Annotated in this window: 11 protein-coding genes; 3 read left to right on the forward strand and 8 right to left on the reverse strand. The window is 47.0% G+C overall.

What is annotated here, in order from left to right; translation table 11 throughout:
• Positions 1-79: 79 nt before the first annotated feature.
• The 3 genes from DYADSP32_RS28110 to DYADSP32_RS28120 all read right to left on the reverse strand — a co-directional run bounded on the left by DYADSP32_RS28110 (position 80) and on the right by DYADSP32_RS28120 (position 1660).
• The gene (locus DYADSP32_RS28110) at positions 80-574 is read right to left on the reverse strand and encodes a GNAT family N-acetyltransferase (RefSeq protein WP_149239652.1); all 495 of its coding nucleotides are present in this window, start codon (positions 572-574) and stop codon (positions 80-82) included.
• 77 nt (positions 575-651) lie between these two features.
• Complete coding sequence (locus tag DYADSP32_RS28115) at positions 652-1230, reverse strand: DUF6428 family protein (protein WP_414618122.1); 579 nt, start codon at positions 1228-1230, stop codon at positions 652-654.
• A 100-nt stretch (positions 1231-1330) separates the two neighbouring features.
• Entirely contained in the window at positions 1331-1660 is a 330-nt protein-coding gene (locus DYADSP32_RS28120; protein ID WP_149239651.1) for a metalloregulator ArsR/SmtB family transcription factor, read from the reverse strand.
• A gap of 125 nt (positions 1661-1785) precedes the next feature.
• Between DYADSP32_RS28120 and DYADSP32_RS28125 the strand changes: the two genes are divergently transcribed.
• Positions 1786-2487, forward strand: a complete 702-nt coding sequence (locus DYADSP32_RS28125; RefSeq protein WP_149239650.1) for a protein-tyrosine-phosphatase — start codon at positions 1786-1788, stop codon at positions 2485-2487.
• Positions 2488-2508: 21 nt separating this feature from the next.
• On the opposite strand, the gene DYADSP32_RS28130 is transcribed toward DYADSP32_RS28125, so the two are convergent.
• The 4 genes from DYADSP32_RS28130 to DYADSP32_RS28145 all read right to left on the reverse strand — a co-directional run bounded on the left by DYADSP32_RS28130 (position 2509) and on the right by DYADSP32_RS28145 (position 12092).
• Positions 2509-4668, reverse strand: a complete 2160-nt coding sequence (locus tag DYADSP32_RS28130; RefSeq protein ID WP_149239649.1) for a c-type cytochrome domain-containing protein — start codon at positions 4666-4668, stop codon at positions 2509-2511.
• Between the two features lie 20 nt (positions 4669-4688).
• Positions 4689-6143, reverse strand: coding sequence for a DUF1501 domain-containing protein (locus DYADSP32_RS28135; protein ID WP_149239648.1), 1455 nt, complete (start codon positions 6141-6143; stop codon positions 4689-4691).
• Between the two features lie 6 nt (positions 6144-6149).
• Positions 6150-8513 carry a DUF1553 domain-containing protein gene (locus tag DYADSP32_RS28140; protein ID WP_149239647.1) on the reverse strand — a complete coding sequence of 788 codons (2364 nt, stop codon included), beginning with the start codon at positions 8511-8513 and terminating at the stop codon, positions 6150-6152.
• Positions 8514-9446: 933 nt separating this feature from the next.
• Entirely contained in the window at positions 9447-12092 is a 2646-nt protein-coding gene (locus DYADSP32_RS28145; RefSeq protein ID WP_149239646.1) for a TonB-dependent receptor domain-containing protein, read from the reverse strand.
• Between the two features lie 439 nt (positions 12093-12531).
• Here DYADSP32_RS28145 and map point away from each other — a divergent pair, with 439 nt between their 5' ends.
• The gene (gene map, locus DYADSP32_RS28150; protein WP_149239645.1) at positions 12532-13293 is read left to right on the forward strand and encodes a type I methionyl aminopeptidase; all 762 of its coding nucleotides are present in this window, start codon (positions 12532-12534) and stop codon (positions 13291-13293) included.
• A gap of 45 nt (positions 13294-13338) precedes the next feature.
• On the opposite strand, the gene DYADSP32_RS28155 is transcribed toward map, so the two are convergent.
• Entirely contained in the window at positions 13339-14040 is a 702-nt protein-coding gene (locus DYADSP32_RS28155) for a FadR/GntR family transcriptional regulator (RefSeq protein WP_149239644.1), read from the reverse strand.
• A gap of 198 nt (positions 14041-14238) precedes the next feature.
• On the opposite strand from DYADSP32_RS28155, the gene DYADSP32_RS28160 reads away from it, so the two are divergent.
• A complete protein-coding gene (locus tag DYADSP32_RS28160; RefSeq protein ID WP_149239643.1) occupies positions 14239-17442 on the forward strand; it encodes a SusC/RagA family TonB-linked outer membrane protein in 3204 nt (1067 codons plus the stop codon).
• Position 17443 lies beyond the last annotated feature (1 nt).

Consider the following 17443-nt stretch of genomic DNA (forward strand, 5'->3'; position numbering starts at 1 on the left):
TTAAAAAACTTCATGACCACTGAGAATGGTTTATTTGCGAAAATCAGGCTGAAAGTTGATGGCCGAAAGCCGACCACTTTTAAATTCCCACCACCTTACTTCTTCTTTCCAGAAGATTAACACTTCGCCACACTCCGTTCATTTTTCCAATATTTTCCCGAAATCCGATAAGTCTGAAACCATTACCGGCATGAAGATTCATACTCGCCAGATTTTCCTGGAATATTCCGGCCTGTAAGGTCCAGTACCCCGTCATTTCGCTTTGTTTGATTAAGTGTTTCAAAAGCCTATCACCAGTCTTTTGTCCTCGGAATCTGCTCCCTACATACACGCTTACTTCGGCTACACCCGCATAAACGCATCTGCCTGACACAGGCGTAAGGGCGGTCCAGCCAGCTATTTCGCCTCCATCAGTCACAGCGACAAACCGTAGGTCTGTTGTATGAGATCTGTCCCAGACCTCCCATTCCGGCGGGCTCGTTTCCAGCGTAGCCTGTCCGGTTGCGATACCCTCAGCATAAATCTCACGGACGGTCGGCCAGTCAGATGCTTCAAGAGTGCGAATTAATATCATAAAAATATGCGTTTGCATTTTCTATTTATACGAATTAGCGAAAAGCTTATAGCCAAAAGCGAATGGCTATAAGCTTTTTAGCAGCATCCGCCACCAGGTGTACAGCTTTGACTTTCAGCACCGATGGGTTCTAATTCAAGGGTTTGTTTTGCTGATGTGACCGTATTCGCAGCAGGCGTGCAGCATTCTTCGCCCGATGGCGTCGTTCCACAGCTTCCGCCTCTGGTGATGGCTTTGCATTGTGTATAATCCGCTGCCAGTTTCACTGTGAAGCAATCCCCTTCTGAAATAAATTCTGACGGGTACATCTGGCGTGTATCAAATTTTGAATTGCCAAATTCGATTTTTACAACACCCAGCGGGTTGAGTGGCAATGATTTTTCAACACGGTCAATGATCGAAATCGCTTTGGAGACTTTCATCGCACGGTTGGTTTCCGATACCGAGGGTTCCCAAAGTTGCATGATAATTTCTGTCCAGCTGTTCATCACCCCGCCACAGTCCACCGACACAATCGGGGCCTGCTTGATTTCGGTAATATGATAAGAGGCATCAACAAATTGTCCCTCTGCAAATTGGAATTGAAGCACTTTGTCTGGATTTAGTAAGAGCGTACTTTTAAACGCCTGCCAGTTCATGGGATTTGAGTTGTTCATTGCTATGTTACGATTGAATGTTAGATGTAAGATGTAATAAGTGAAATGTAAGATGTAACCGGGCCGCCGGGCGGATGTGAAATGTGAGATGTAGTGCTTGTTAGTTACAGCAGGTTACGTTTACCTCTGCCTCGAAGATTTCACCAAAAATTGCTTTGGCTTCCTGCCAGACGGTTTCGTTTATGCAGTAGCAAACCCTGGGCGGATTGATTTCGCCGTGAAGTATACCGCTGTTTTTCAGTTCCTTTAAGTGCTGCGAAACCGTGGCTTGAGCAAGAGGCAACACTTCTACCAGATCACCACAAACGCATGATTTTTCTTTTAACAAATGTTGAATGATCGCGATACGTGCCGGATGCGCCAGCGCCTTCGCTAAATCAGCAATTCGGTTTTGTTTTTCGGTAAAAACCTCTGTTTTTGTTACTCCCATGTGCCAAAGGTAAAAACATTTTTATTCATTGCAATAATACGATAGATATTTTTTTGAAAAATTCTCATCGTATATTTTCGATTGATTCAATACATCGTTTTTTCAGAATAAAAATATAAATCTGTATGAAGTGTTTAAATCTTGTGATCTGTTTGTTGTTACTGCCCCTTGTTAAAGTTGTAGCTGAGGGCCCTGGCGATCGGTCCGTCATGAATCCGGCGCTGTTAACCTATATCACTGAAGTAAAATCGGATTTTTCGAAAATTCCGAAGGACCGAAAAAAGGAATTGGACAAGATCGCGCTGTTTATCCAGGATAAGGTTAACGCTACCGAACCTGTTCTTCTCACTTACATTTGTACACATAACTCCCGGCGTAGCCATTTTGGGCAGATTTGGGCTGCAACTGCCGCTGCCTACTATCAGATTCCCAATGTAAAAACGTTTTCAGGCGGGACAGAATCCACCGCCTTCAACGAAAGAGCGGTTGCCGCTTGTAGCCGGGCAGGATTTGAAATCAGCAAATCATCCGAAGGTACGAACCCTGTGTATGAAGTGAAATACGCCTTGGATGCAGAACCTTTAAAAGCATTCTCCAAAAAATACAATGATCCGGCTAACCCTCAAAACGGCTTTTGTGCCGTGATGACCTGCTCACAGGCCGACAAGGCTTGTCCGGTCGTGAAGGGCGCCGCCTCACGTGTTGCAGTTCCCTATGATGATCCCAAAGCGTATGATGGAAAACCTCAGGAAAAGACAAAATATGATGAACGCTGCAGGCAGATTGCCACGGAAACCTTATATGTATTTTCCAAAGTGAAGGTTTAGAGACTGCACGAAAGCCTTATGCTAATTCAGCAGGATTTCGTCGATAAAAAACCAGGAAGGAGCTCCGGCCTTTTTGTGCCATGGTGGCATTTTTCGCAGTGATTTGCACACAATTCTGATATAAGTAACACGTTGCTTTTTGATCGGTATATTCAGCATGTTGTGTTCAATACGGCTTTTTTCACCCGGAATAGCCGGATTCAATTTCCCTGCCAGCACATACTCTTTCCCATCCGCAGAGACCCATGCTTCGACCTCCGTGGGTGGGAAACTTTCGAGTGCCACACTCGTGAGGGTACTCAGAATAACCTCGCTCAGCTCAGTAGGTTTTCTGAAACCCAGTTCAGCAATGAAGTCCTGGTTGCGATAGCCCAGCCAGTTTCCATCACTGGCATACAGGATATCTGTACTTCCTTCTGCCAAATCGAATAAGGTAGATGCCCCCTGGCCTTTATGTAAAGGGTGAGGGGTGGTTTTCAGGGATATGGTATCCGGCTTTATCGAAGAGCGCTGGAATGATCTTTCGATCACTTTGCTGGATGCCCAGCCTTTTTTGGCCGCCATCACCTTTACCGATATGTTCTTATTGATGAGAAATGGCTTCTGGAATTTCAGAGGCTCTGTGCTGTCGGGACTCAGTCCGTTTAATGTATACAGCAGGTTGGTGCCACCTATCGGATGCGTTATTTTCAGTAAAAATGGTTTTCTGAAAAATGCGTTGGTGGGTGAAATTTCTGGATTGTTGAGTGTCAAGGTGTCTTTGCCGTCATTTTCAAATCCGGTTTCAATGTGCAGTTGGGGATATTTTTTCATTAGAGAATCTGACGATTGTGGCTGGATGCTGGTGTTCCACGCATAGATGTTGCCGAGCTTTTTTAGTGCCGAAAGCTGAATAATACCGGCCGTAGTGACACCGGTTCCTGAAAGCATGATGGATTCCAGATCTTTCAGTTTGGAGATATCCTTCAATCCCTTGTCGGTGATCGGGGTGTAGTTCAGGTTCAGTTGCCGCAGGTTCGGAAACCCGGTAATGAGCGCCATGTCCGCATCTGTGATGTTCATGCCACTCAGGTTCAGATGCACGATCTGCTCTGCGATGGATACCAGTTCTTCCAGTGATTTGCGATTGAAAGCATCCCGTCCAAAAAGCGAAACATCAAGCCCAGGCGAGCCATAAGCAACATGCGAAACGAGGCGGTAGGTATTATTGAGTTTGGTAACGACCGCCTCGTCTGCCGGGTTAAATGCAAAGCTTTCGTGTGCCAAACCGCCGTAAAGCGCAGAAGCCAGTCCGTGAATTTTGCTGGTCGCCGGAATAGCAGAGAGCTTTGTCGTAAAACTTGCTCCATTGTCGATCCAGGCCGAAATGAATGCCACTTCATCTTCATTCAGTTGTGGTTTACCCTTCGGAGGCATGCGATGTTTGTGCTCGATATCCAATAGCAGCCGTTTGATCATCAGGCTCTCTCCCGACTTCCCTTCTATGAATAGTTTACCTGTCTTTCCGCCTTTCTTTAAAGCGTTGATTTCCGTCATCACCAGCTGCCCCTTCGCCTTGTCCGGGTTGTGGCAACTGAAACATTTGTCTTTCAGAACAGGCTTAACTAAATCGTCGTAAACCAGAGCGTTTTTGAGATCGGGTCGATTTTCTTCTTTCTCGCCGGAGGCAAGAGGTTCCAGTAAAAAACCATCACCATGTGTGAGACCAGCCCCATAGTGACCGGCAACCATTAGAAAAACGAAGGTGATCGCCATCACTGTTTTCAAAATGATCGCCTTTATATTTTCAAAGTATGCCCACACCAGGCCGCACGACAGAAAAGAAGCTGCAATGCCTGTCCATTTATGCCACTGCAAGGTATCACCGGCATAGCCTTCTTCCTGCGATAGAAAAAGTCCGAATATGACGGTTGAAGCAGATGTAAGCGAACCTGCAAACAGGATGAATGCGGTGAGTTTTTTGAACGATTTTTCTTCGATCTGGAACTGCTTTTTGAAAAACTCCATGACAAAAGCCAAAATGAGCAGCACGATCGGAAAATGTAGGAGGAGTGGATGCGTTCGGCCTACAACTTTCAATAAGGGAGGGATCTCGATTCGTTTTTCAAAGAATAAAAAAAACAGAATGAACACATTGAGGCCAATGAGCAGGTTAATCGAGAACTCCTTCAATAATTTCATATTCAATCTTTCGCTCCGGTTTAGGCTATCAGGTCATTTACAACCTTACCATGCACGTCGGTCAGCCGGTATCTGCGTCCCTGGTGTTTGTAGGTGAGTTTTTCATGATCCAATCCCATCAGATGGAGTAGTGTGGCATGAAAATCATGCACATGTACCGGGTTTTTTACAATATTATATCCAAAATCATCCGTTTCGCCATACACAATTCCGGTTTTTACCCCGCCTCCTGTCAGCCATGCGCTGAACGCCCGTGGATGATGGTCCCGGCCGTACTTGTTAAATTCCAATTTGCCCTGGCAGTAATTGGTTCGACCAAATTCCCCGCCCCAGATTACCAGCGTATCTTCAAGCAATCCGCGCTGTTTCAGATCCTGCACCAGGGCAGCCGAGGCCTGGTCCACGTCTTTGGCCTGTCCCGCCATTTCTTCCGGTAAATTTCCATGATGGTCCCAGCCCTGATGGTACAACTGTATAAATCGGACACCGTTTTCAGCAAGTTTGCGGGCTAACAGGCAGTTGGCTGCATAGGTGCCAGGCACCAGGCAGTCGGGGCCGTAGAGCTTGATGATGTGATCTGGTTCTTTGGATAAATCGGTTACTTCGGGAACGGAAGTCTGCATCCGATAGGCCATTTCATACTGCTGTATTTTCGTGACGATTTCCGGGTCTCCCAGTTTGTCATACTGCATCTGGTTTAGCGTTTCCAGCTGGTCGAGCATTTCCCGGCGGCTTTGCTTGCTGGTCCCTGCGGGATTTCCCATGTATAATACGGGATCCGTACCCGGCATAAATTGTACACCCTGATGCACCGAATCTAGGAAGCCATTGCTCCATAATTTGGAATAAACTCCCTGGCCATTTCCCCTGCCTTTGGATACCAATACACAAAATGCCGGTAAATTTTTATTTTCACTGCCAAGCCCATAGCTCATCCAGGCTCCCATACTTGGCCGGTTGCCCTGCTGCGCGCCGGTTTGGAAAAAGGTGATGGCCGGATCATGGTTAATGGCTTCGGTAAACAAAGATTTTACAATGCAGATGTCGTCCACGACCTTCGCCGTATGCGGAAACAATTCGCTCACCCAGGCCCGCGCCTGACCATATTGTTGAAAATCGTATAAAGAGCCGACAAGCGGGAACTTGGCATAGTTGGCCGTCATGCCGGTCAGGCGTTGTCCCTGGCGTATAGATTCTGGTAAATCCTGCCCCATCATCTTCCGCAGCAGGGGCTTATTGTCAAATGACTCCAGCTGCGATGGGGCACCACTCTGGAACATATAAATGATCCGTTTTGCCTTTGGGGCAAAGTGCGGCATGCCGTGCCCGAGCGCAGATGCGTCATCGGCAGATCCTGAAAACAAGTCCGGGATCAGTAAGGATCCTAATGCCAGGCTGCCAATGCCGGTGCTTACCCGCGAAAAAAATTGCCGCCGATTTACATTAAGTCCGTTTTCCAGAAAGTTCTTTTCCATGCTGTGTCAGTTTCTGGTTACTGTTTCTTCAAGATTGTACATGGTGTGAACCACCGACATCAGTGCCGCGTGTTCTGTCATATTTAGTCTTTTGGGATAAATAAATTCACCTATGTTCAAAAAGTCCCGTGCATCGACGGGGTGTTTTTTATAACGATCCTTTTCCTTTTGATAATGAGCGGCTAAGGTCGAAATTTCCTTTGGTTCCGGTGTCCGGCATAGTATTCTCCGGAAAGCAACATTGATTTTATCTTCGTCGGATAGGGTAGTCTGCTGCAGAATGGAGGCCGAAAGCACGCGTGACGCTTCCAGCACGATCGGGTCGTTCATCATGACGAGTGCCTGCAGGGGCGTGTTGGTGCGCATGCGTACCACTTCACACTGATCCCGGTTGCTGGCATCGAAAACAAGCATGTTGGGTGGGGGTGACGTTAGTTTGATGAAGGAATAAAGACCGCGCCGGTAAAGGTCGTCACCATGATCCTGCACATATCTTTTCAGATTACCACGGCCCGAGCTGGTCACCTCCCAGATGCCGTCGGGCTGATAGGGTTTAAAACTGGGTCCCCCCACTTTTTTATTCAATAATCCGCTGCTGCTCAGTACATGGTCACGGATGAGCTCGGCGGGCAGCCTCACCCGCGGCGCCCGGGCCATGAATTTATTATCGGGGTCAATTTCCCGACCCCTTTTGCTTAGGTTCGCCGATTGCCGGTAAGTGGCCGAGGTGACGATCTGTCGGATCAGATGTTTCACATTCCAGCCTTTTTCCATAAAGTCAACGGCGAGCCAGTCGAGCAGTTCGGGGTGGGAGGGAAGACTTCCCTGGCTGCCAAAGTCACCGACCGATTCCACCAGTCCGCGCCCAAATATCCGCGACCATAGCTGGTTTACAAATATCCTGGCCGTCAGCGGGTTTTCCCGGCTAACCGTCCAACGCGCCAATCCCAGTCTGTTTCGGGGATATTTTGTAGTATCCAAAGGTAGAATCGACTCGGGGGTAGAGGGCGAAACTTCATGGCCCGGTGCATCGTAAACACCTCTGTTCAGAATAAAAGTCTTACGTAAATCCGGCTTCTCGCCCATTACAGAAATACTGACGGTGGAGGTATCCGGATTGTTTACAAATTTCAAAAGCCCTTCCCGGTCCTTCTGGCTTATTTCAATTAGCGGATATTTGGCAGGTTTACTGTCTCTCGAACTTTTAATGTCAAGCCCCTGGTCAGGGGTATTGTTAAAGAATGCAAAAAGCTGGTAATAATTTTTCTGAGAGAACGGATCAAACTTATGGTCGTGACACTGGGCGCATTCCATAGTTATTCCTAATATTCCTTTGCTGTAAGTGTTAGTGCGGTCCAGCACATAATTGACCCGGTATTCTTCGTCAATGACTCCTTGTTCCTCTGTAATCTTATGATTACGGCCAAAAGCACTGGCCAGTACCTGCTCTTTTGAGGCATTGGGCAACATGTCTCCGGCGATTTGCCAGGTCAGAAACTGGCTGTACGGCAGATTTTTGTTGAAGGCATGTACCACCCAGTCGCGCCAGGGCCATTGTGTACGCCACTGGTCATCCTGATAACCGTAGGAATCGGCATAGCGGGAAACGTCCATCCAGTGAAGCGCCATTTTTTCCCCGTATGCGGGTGAGGCCAACAGTTTGCTGACCATTTTTTCATAGGCGTCTGGTGTGTTGTCGGCTAAAAAGTGATCCATTTGCTCCAGGGTGGGAGGCAGGCCTGTCAGGTCGGTGCAGACCCTGCGAAGCAAATTTTCCTTGTTCGCCATTTCACTGGGTGTGAGGTGATGAGCCTCCATCTTTTCCAGAACGAAAGCATCGATCTCATTTTTCACCCATTCCCGGTCATTTACCTGAGGTAACGGACTTTTTTTAGGGGGTAAAAATGCCCAGTGCTTTTCATACCTGGCGCCTTGTCGTATCCATTTTTCGATAAGTTTTATCTCATACTCGTTCAGTGAAAGGTTCGACTTGACTGGCGGCATGCGCATTTCCGGATCTTCCGAAATCAGCCGGAGGTATACACCGCTTTTGTCGGGCTTTCCGGGTACAATCCCGTGCATTCCTTTGGTGTCTTTCAGTAAAGCATAAGCCTCTTTTTCCAGATCAAGGCGCAATCCCGCCTCCCGTTTGTTGGCATCCGGCCCATGGCACGCGTAGCAGCGATCGGAGAGAATGGGACGAATATGGTAATTGAAGTCTACTTTATCGGGAAGGCTACCCGGATTGGTTTCAGAAAGCGATTCTGTTTTGAAATAGTAATTATAAATCGTTATACCAGCGATGAACAGGAAGATCAGTATCGCCGGAATGAGGATTTTTCTTTTAAATTCAGTGGAACGAAAACGCATTACTTTTTTCCAACGCTTGATGAATGACTCGGTCAAACCTCTGGACCGAAAACAGAAATTTCTTTATTAGTTATCAAAGTCACCGCTATGCACGTCTCTACCTGCCTATGATGCATTTTGAATATTAGCGGATGCATTTACCTGTGTTGCTCTTAACGTTTTTAGACAAAAGGAAGTGCATATGTGATACAAAGCACGCACATTGAGCACGATATTTCTTTTTGAAATGTGTTTGTCCCTTTTGGTGAAATTTGTTTGGTCTTCTGCTGAATTTTTTGTTGGGTCTGAATAACAGAACTGTAATAAACAACTGTACCGCAGTTGATGCTGAAACACGGTAACAAGATCACAATTAAAAATATGTAAATCTCATGTTTAATAGCTTTTAGTAATGCTTTTATACCAAAATATCTTAATTACAGGGGAGACTTTGTTAATCAATTGGGTAAAGCGGCCTCCATCAAGCGCCGGTCATAGTTGCAGGAGGGTTTATATGGCAATCTTTTACTCCCAGATAGGATATCCGGCAAATGAAAGAATCAGTACGGGAGGACTGTGTTAAAAAAGACCTGTGCTGTTAGGTGTTTTTCTTTAGACAAAATGACCTTGTTAAATGTATGAAGCTACGAATAAAATAGGAATGCGCCCATTAGATCAACTACTGTAAGATAACCAATGTATCAGCTCTCAAACGGCCATAGGCCTGTCAGAAGCATTTGTGGCAAAAGCCGGGTTTCGGTGGAAATTACAGTTTGATAATGAACTGTGGAATGCTGGAAAGTGCGCCTTTAAATCCGGAGGAAAGCAATTTTGGTAGCCGGATGTTTACAGCCGGCAGAATAAAGTCATAATTTGATGCCTCCAATTTCCGGGTTTAACAAACGAATAGGCCGGGCCTCAGGGTTTTGCAAGTTAAATTTGGTTACATATTAACTAGTTTGTCTTTTTCTTAGCATTACCTTTCCCGGGAGCACTCTTGCCGCTATCCGTACCCTCCACTTTGATATCCTTCACCTCGCCGATATCCCCTTTTTGGCGATCGTCATTGATGATGGTCTTCCTTTCCTTTTCAGCGCGGATCTTGTATTCCATACGGCTGAAATTGTAGGTGAGCCCTATCCGATAAATGCGGTTGTAGTGGTTTTGAATACTGGTAGAAGCAAACTGATCTGTGACCGTAGTGGAACGGATCCGGTTGCCTTTGTTGAAAAAATTCTCAATACTGAAATTCAGACTCACCCGGTCCTTGCTAGCCTGATTCACAACGAAGTCCTTTCTCAGGCTGATGTTGTACTGCTGAAACGATGAGCTTTTTCCCTGAAGATTGATGCGGGGGGAAGTGAACGACGACGTTAGCTGGGCGTTCATGTCCCTGAATGGCCCTTTGAAAGTTTTTGGGGTTTTAAAGCCTGCATTCAATTTAAAGCTATACATCCACCCACCTCTGGAGACCGCCACACCTTGCTTGTAAACGCTGCTGTACGTGTAACCATTTATTTCATTGTAATAAAAGCTGAAATTGGCGCCGATTTGAGCCACCTTCTGAATGCGGCCCGACAGCGAAAGGTTGGTGCCATAGGTAATATTGCTGCCCAGGTTAAGCCAAGTGGTGGTGATAGCATCGATGGAGTCATTGGCGACGTTGTCGTCATCGTCGGCGATGCGGCTACGTACCCGGTTGGAGGTGCGGTACTGTCCAATGTCGTCGTTGGTCTGGCGCCAATAAAAGGAACCGATCAGGCTGTTGCTTTTATGATACTTGCTGTAAGAGAGCTGAATGTTGTGTGTAAGTTCGGGGCGCAAATTGGGATTGCCTACGCGGATATTTCTCTCATTGGAATCGTCCAGGTAGGGATTCAGATACTCAATCTGGGCCCGGAAAATCTGAGAGGAATAATTTATGGATATGCGCTGATCCCTTTTCATCCGTAAAGATGTCGTAAAGTTTGGCATCAAGGTCCGGTACGGTTTCTTGAGGGTGGTGTCGTTGGTTACAAAATCGGCAAAAATATGGGTGTACTCGTAACGACCGCCGAGCCGGAAGGTAAGTTTCTTTTTCAGTGTCAGGCTGTAACTCAGATAGGTGGAATACACATCCTGGTCGTAGGTGAATACATTGGTCCGGCGTGCGTCAATAACCAGTTCCGCTTCGGATGAGGGGGCGGTCATCAATTGGTAATTGCTGATGTTGGCCCGTAAAATAGCTTTGGTCCCTACTTCCAGTTTACCCCATTTTTTAAAGGGATGGGCATAATCTCCCTGAAAAGTGATTTCTCTGATCGACGCATCATTGTTGTTTTGCAGCCGCTGGTTTACAACGTCCTCCATATTCTCCCGCACCGTGTAATTCTCTCCTTCTCGATCATTCACACTGTACAGCATGAGCACATTCAGCTCCTGACCTTTCGTTTTGAACTTCTTCGTGTAGTCAAGGTTTACGTCCGCGTTACCCGATGCACTTTTGCTGGCCGTTGTGTTACGGTCGTTGGAAATCGTACTGCCGAAATTTTCCGGCAGTGTGGAAGTTACAAGCGTTCTGTTAAAACGGTCGTTGGTTCCCTGGTACTTGCTCAGGCGTACGGTTGCGCTCAGATTGTTCTTGTCGTCAAAATCAAAATCGCCACCGATCATGCCATTAAACCCCTGTCCGTTGCTTTGGTATTTGCTTGTTTGCGCAGCCTGGCGTTGTGCGTAGTATATCTGTTCATTTTCTCCGTTGCCAAAATTCCTGTTGATGTTACCGCCCAGGCTGCTCCTTAGCCCGAGTTTGCCTATGCGGCTCGTAAAGTTGGCGTTCAGGTTGCTGGTTCTGTTTCCCCCTGTTGCGCTCACGCCACCACGATAACCTTCCAGATTTGTATTTTTCTTGGTGATGATATTGATCACTCCGCCTGCGCCTTCTGCGCTATATTTGGCCGAGGGCGTGTTGATCACTTCTACTTTCTGGATCATGTTGGCCGGGATCTGCTGGAGGGCTTCGGCAATATTTCCGGCCATGATGGCAGAGGGTTTGCCATCGATCAGTATTTTTATCTTGGCGGTTCCCTGCATTTCCAGGTTTCCATCCATGTCTACCGACAGCCCGGGGACATTTTTCATCAGGTCGGCGGCCGTGCCCCCTGCTGCACTGAGGTCGTTTTCTGCGTTGTACACATAACCGTCGTCCGTCTCTTCGACCATCGGCTTGGCGGCTTTGATCACCACTTCATCCAGGGATTTGTTATCGGGTAAAAGTTCGATTTGTCCCAGGTTTATAGTGCTTGACCGGGTTGTGATTACTACTTCTTGCGCTTTGGTTTGATATCCGATAAAACTTGATGATAACTCATAATCTCCCGCCACAATCTGCTGAACCAGGAAAACTCCCTGCGCGTCACAGGTGGCACCGTCATAGATTTTCCCTGCTTTGTCACGTAAGGTAACGGTGGCATATTCTACAGGCTTTTTGGAGGTACCGTCGATAATGCTACCGCTAATCTGTCCTTTCACCTGTCCATATCCATGAGCACCCATCAGCAGTAGAAATGCTGCTGTAAAGGCGACGAGTTTCTGATATTGGAGGTAAATATTTATGCCCATCAAAAGGGGTTGGAAAAACTGAAAACAGGTATTATAATGGCAAGAAATGGCAGTTTAAGAAAATGTTCCTTGGCAACCTCCTGAAACGTCATTGCTGGCTTAGAGCGAATGCACGGTCATAGGTTTAACAGCCAGTTGAAAAAATTTTTGCTGATGAGGAACCATTGTATTTTAATTGAGGTCGGTTTATCATGAAAAGCAAAAAGTATCGAAGGTTACTCATTTCCGGTATTTTCCCGTTCGTTTGTATGACTGCTACCACCATGTCTAAGGGTTTGAATGGTAGCTTTTTATCTTAGGCGCTTTTGTGAACATGAACAACAGCAACTTTTCATCGGCCAGGCGGACGAATTAAAATCATATTTTTGTGAAATTAAATGACGGTATTACCGGTTAACTGGCAAGACTTTTACCACTGCTCAACATTACAATACAGTTTATGTCTATTTCAAAAGAGTCGGATTACGCAGGTATGCGGCAGGCAAGTGAGGCGGTAGCCCTTACATTAAAGAAAATGACACAGTACGCGCAGCCAGGTATGACCACGAAGGAGCTGGATGCGTTTGGTGCGTCGATATTGTCAGCGTTTGGCGCGAAATCCGCCCCTCGTTCCACTTATGGGTTTCCCGGATGGACTTGTATCAGTGTGAATAATGAATTCTGCCATGGGGTTCCTTCCAAAAGAAAACTGCAAGAAGGTGATCTTATCAATATTGATGTGTCGGCTGAGCTGAATGGTTTTTGGGCGGACAATGGTGGCTCGTTTGTGCTGGGGCCGGATACTAACCAGCATCAAAAACTGGTCAACGCTTCGAGGGAGATTTTGAAGAAGACCATCAGCAATATCAAGGGAGGGGTTAAGATTGCAGATATTGGTCATTTAATGGAATCTGAAGCTAAAAAACGCGGTTTCAAAGTGATCAGAAATCTGGCAGGACACGGCATCGGCAGAGGCCTTCACGAACAGCCGGATGAATTGCTGAATTATAAGAATAAATCTGATCTCAGGCGATTCAAGAAAAATTCAGTCGTAGCGATAGAAACCTTTATCTCCACCACTTCATCCTACGCAGATCAACTCAGCGATGGCTGGACAATGGTAGGAAACAAAGGCGGATTTATGGCCCAGCATGAACATACCATCATCGTAACCGACAAAGCACCGATTGTTTTGACGGAGATGAATGGGATATTTGAGTAACTTAAATGGTGTGACGAACTTAGGGAACCCCATCGAGAATCCCCCTTACCGATCCTTGATCGTTGCAAAATACACCGCAAGGTGTGTGTACATCCCTTTACGAAAATCTTCCTGGGTTCCGTTTTTCAAAAGCAGGAACAGGTCTCGGTGTGTGACAGGATGTTCAATCTCCACTTTTACACCTTTATCGTAAAATCCTGTAAACACGTGCTGAAAGGTGGGCATGAGCAACGTCTGGAATCGGTTAAATGTGTCGTTGCCGGTCATTTCATACAGTTTTCCATGAAAGAGGATCTCTTCCTCCTTGGAAACCAGGGTAGGGTGCTTTTGTTTATTCACAATCGCCTCAAGTTCATCCAGGTCCTTATCCGTTTTACGGGCAAACAAAAACTCTGAAATACCCATTTCCAGAATAAGCCGCAGCTCAAAAATATCCTTGAGGTTATCCTGACTCAATAGAAAGGGATTCAGCACCTTCTCCATACCGGCCAGCAGATCGGGCTGGGCCATGATCATGCCTCTCCGTGGCCGTGCCTCGATCATTCCCAGCATACGAAGGCGGCTTAGCGCCTCTCGTACCACATTGCGGCTCACGTTCAGCTTCTGCGCCATTTCGAGTTCATTGGGGAGCGAATCTCCTGGCTTAAAGGCGTTATCAGTGAAGTATTCCCGTAATATATTCTCCACCCTGTCGGTCATCGACAGGCTTTCAAGTGGTTCAAGTGTGCTGGATCTGGCTTCGGTCATGATCAAATTTTTGCACAAATGTAGCGCAACGGAATGCGAATAAGAAGCCCTTCGTCGCTTAAATATATTTTTTCATACAAATATTTTGATAATAAAATATGATGATTACATTTGTCCTACAAATGAAATTACATTAGAATATTTGCCGCAACAAGCATAGTAAAGTATAAAGCTGTTATGATTTAAACTTTTATCTACATGAAAACAATGCGAAAGTTTTATTTGCCAATCATTATTCTTCTGGGTTTGTTATGCACGAATGTGGTTGCTCAACAAACGATCAAAGGGGTCGTCAAGTCGGGGGATAATGATCTTCCCATGCCCTTTGTAACCGTGATTGTGAAAGGCACTCAGGTGGGGGTGAATACCGATGGGGATGGACGTTACACCATTGCGGCACAGTCGGGACAGCGGCTGGTGTTCAGCTTTGTAGGCTACACCACAGGTGAAATTCTTGTGGGAGCCCAGTCTGAAATCAACGTGACGCTGCAACCAGAGCTCAAGAATCTGAACGAGGTACTGGTGGTTGGTTACGGCAGGCAGTCTCGGGAAAACGTGACGTCTGCCATCTCCAAGCTTGATAATAAGGTACTGGAGAATGTTCCATTTACCAACCCGGCTTCCGCGCTTCAAGGTAGTATTGCAGGATTAAGGGTTCAAAGTACTTCCGGACAGCCGGGTGCTGCGCCTCGTATTGTACTACGTGGCGGAACATCCATCAACAATCCGAACGGTTCGGCGCCGCTGTACATTGTGGACGGTGTGATCAGGCCCAACATGAATGACATCAGCTCGGAAGAGATAGAGTCGATGCAGGTATTAAAGGATGCCGCTTCCACCGCCATTTATGGAGCACGCGCCTCCAACGGGGTTGTCATCATCACCACCAAATCGGGAAAGGCCGGAAAACTGAAAGTGTCTTACCAGTATAACGTAGCATTTTCAAATATAGGTAAGGGATACGACCTGGTTTCGGCCCGGGATTACATTACCTACCAGCGACTGGGGGTTCAGGCTACATCCAAAGTAACCGGCAATACGGCTTACCTCACCAACCTGTCGGGAAAAGCGGGTTATGGTACAGGTAATGATCTTACCAAAACTTCGCCCTACACAACGCAGTATCTAAATCCTCAAAATGAATACAAGCTCAGCGAAGGCTGGGAGAGCATGCCAGATCCCCTTGACCCGACCAAAACCATCATTTTTAAGGGGACTGATTTTCAGGATGTACTATTCCGGACCGGTATTACCCAAAATCACCACGTCTCACTCTCAGGAGGAAACGAAAAGGCGACTTTCAGTGCCGGTGTAGGCTACATGGATGCGCAGGGTATTGCGATCACCACCAAGTACAACCGCCTTACGTTCGATATGAACGGCGATTTGTATGCCACCGATAAGCTGCGCTTTTATTCGAGAATGATGTTCTCCACTTCCGGAAACAACCAGGTGTTTTCCGACAACAGTCTTTTCGAAAGATCCATCGATGTAGCGCCTACTACCAAGTATAAATATGAAGATGGTACACTGGCGCCGGGTCAGGGACAATCCATCGGTAATCCGGAATATCATTTGAATAAACTAAAAGGCAAAAGAAACTTGCAAAATCTGTCGCTGGCCATTGGCGCCAACTGGGATATTTTGCCTGGCCTCTCGTTTGCACCACAATTATCCATTTTCAAATCGGATGGTAGTAACAGGTCATTCCAGGAGGCTTATTTCAATGGGCCTGCCACCTATGTAGCTACACGAAACTCCAGTGGCTCCTATCTTTCACGCACCCAGTACCAGGCGGATATGATACTCAATTATGCCAAAACGTTCGATGGAAAGCATAATCTGGAAGCGAAGGTCGGGCTGTCCTACTTTAAGCGGGACACCACCGGGCTCACCGCCTCGGGGCAGGGAGCATCCACGGATCTCATACCTACACTAAATTCAGCTGCCGTTCCTGTGGCTGTGGGGGGATTTGAAAGCCAGCAGGCTCTGGTGGGCTATTTTTCAAATATCAATTACAACTTTGATCAGAAGTATCTGGTTTCCTTGAGTGCCCGTTATGATGGAGCGTCCAATCTGGGAGCTAACCATCAGTGGGGCTTTTTCCCCGGTGTGTCGGTGGGCTGGAATGTTCATAAGGAGCAATTCTGGACGGCGCTGCCCGAAAACCTGTTGCGTCTCAAGTTGCGGGCCAGCTACGGTGTGAATGGAAATATCAGTGGTCTTTCAGATTTCCAGTCACAGGGACAATACAGTGTTGGTTCGCAGTATGCTACCAATGCGGCCGTGACCAATACAGTACTCGCCAATTCGGATCTTCGCTGGGAGCGGTCTAAAACCCTGGATTTGGGAGCAGACATAGGACTTTTCAGTAACCGTATCAATATTCTTTTTGACTATTACCGTCGTGTCACCGACAATCTGCTCACCGACCTTACCTTGCCGCTTTCAACTGGTTTTTCCAGTATCCGAACCAACCTGGGAAGCCTTGAAAACAAGGGGGTTGAGCTTGAGCTGAGTGCGCGGGTATTACCTCCGTCATCTGCATTGAGCTGGGACGTGTCGTTCAATGCAGCCAAAACCAGACAGAAGATCCTTACACTGCCCTACAACGGCCAGGTCAACAACCGGGTAGGAGGTGTGCAGGTTTGGGATCCGACCGTGGGCGCGCTTGCCTGGAAGGCAGGTCTTCAGGAAGGCGGTCGCGTGGGGGACATGTATTCCTACAAGCAGCTGGGTATTTATGCAACCGATGAGGAAGCTGCAAAAGCACCAGTGGATAACCTGATATCCAGGGCCAACAAAACCAAATATGGCGGGGATGTGATCTGGCAGGATGTGGATGGCAATGGCATTATCGACGGTACCGACCGGGTTTATGTGGGTAATCCGTATCCGGCCTGGACAGGTGGATTCAGTAATTCATTGACCTACAAAGGAATCAACCTTTTCCTGCGCATGGATTACACAACAGGGCATGTGATATACAATTATCCACGTGCACAGATGGTCGGTCAGTTTCAGGGTGATGTGGGCCTGAGCAAGGAAGTGTTGAAATCCTGGAAGCAACAGGGCGATATCACGGATGTTCCCAAATATTATTGGGCCGATCAGAATGCCCAAAACAACCTTTTCAGAGGTGGTGCGGGCGTGAACGGTGGTAATTCGCGATACTACGAAAAGGGGGATTTTCTGGCTGTAAGGGAATTGACACTCAGCTACGCCTTGCCCAAAACACTGCTTTCAAAGGCGAAGATCAGTGGTCTGCGATTCAATGTGACAGCCAATAATCTTCATTATTTTACCAAATACGAAGGTCTGAACCCCGAAGATGGAGGCACCGACCGGGGCCGGTACCCCATTCCGCGTACAATCATCCTGGGTGTAAATGTTTCTCTTTAAT

This window comes from Dyadobacter sp. 32, assembly GCF_902506755.1.
Classification (GTDB): domain Bacteria; phylum Bacteroidota; class Bacteroidia; order Cytophagales; family Spirosomataceae; genus Dyadobacter.

Bases quoted from the DNA above. Each gene is read 5' to 3' on its own strand.
- DYADSP32_RS28115 (WP_414618122.1), bottom strand. From the start codon at position 1,230: ATGAACAACTCAAATCCCATGAACTGGCAGGCGTTTAAAAGTACGCTC.
- map (WP_149239645.1), top strand. From the start codon at position 12,532: ATGTCTATTTCAAAAGAGTCGGATTACGCAGGTATGCGGCAGGCAAGT.
- DYADSP32_RS28145 (WP_149239646.1), bottom strand. From the start codon at position 12,092: ATGGGCATAAATATTTACCTCCAATATCAGAAACTCGTCGCCTTTACA.
- DYADSP32_RS28125 (WP_149239650.1), top strand. From the start codon at position 1,786: ATGAAGTGTTTAAATCTTGTGATCTGTTTGTTGTTACTGCCCCTTGTT.
- DYADSP32_RS28155 (WP_149239644.1), bottom strand. From the start codon at position 14,040: ATGACCGAAGCCAGATCCAGCACACTTGAACCACTTGAAAGCCTGTCG.
- DYADSP32_RS28160 (WP_149239643.1), top strand. From the start codon at position 14,239: ATGAAAACAATGCGAAAGTTTTATTTGCCAATCATTATTCTTCTGGGT.
- DYADSP32_RS28130 (WP_149239649.1), bottom strand. From the start codon at position 4,668: ATGAAATTATTGAAGGAGTTCTCGATTAACCTGCTCATTGGCCTCAAT.
- DYADSP32_RS28120 (WP_149239651.1), bottom strand. From the start codon at position 1,660: ATGGGAGTAACAAAAACAGAGGTTTTTACCGAAAAACAAAACCGAATT.
- DYADSP32_RS28110 (WP_149239652.1), bottom strand. From the start codon at position 574: ATGATATTAATTCGCACTCTTGAAGCATCTGACTGGCCGACCGTCCGT.
- DYADSP32_RS28140 (WP_149239647.1), bottom strand. From the start codon at position 8,513: ATGCGTTTTCGTTCCACTGAATTTAAAAGAAAAATCCTCATTCCGGCG.
- DYADSP32_RS28135 (WP_149239648.1), bottom strand. From the start codon at position 6,143: ATGGAAAAGAACTTTCTGGAAAACGGACTTAATGTAAATCGGCGGCAA.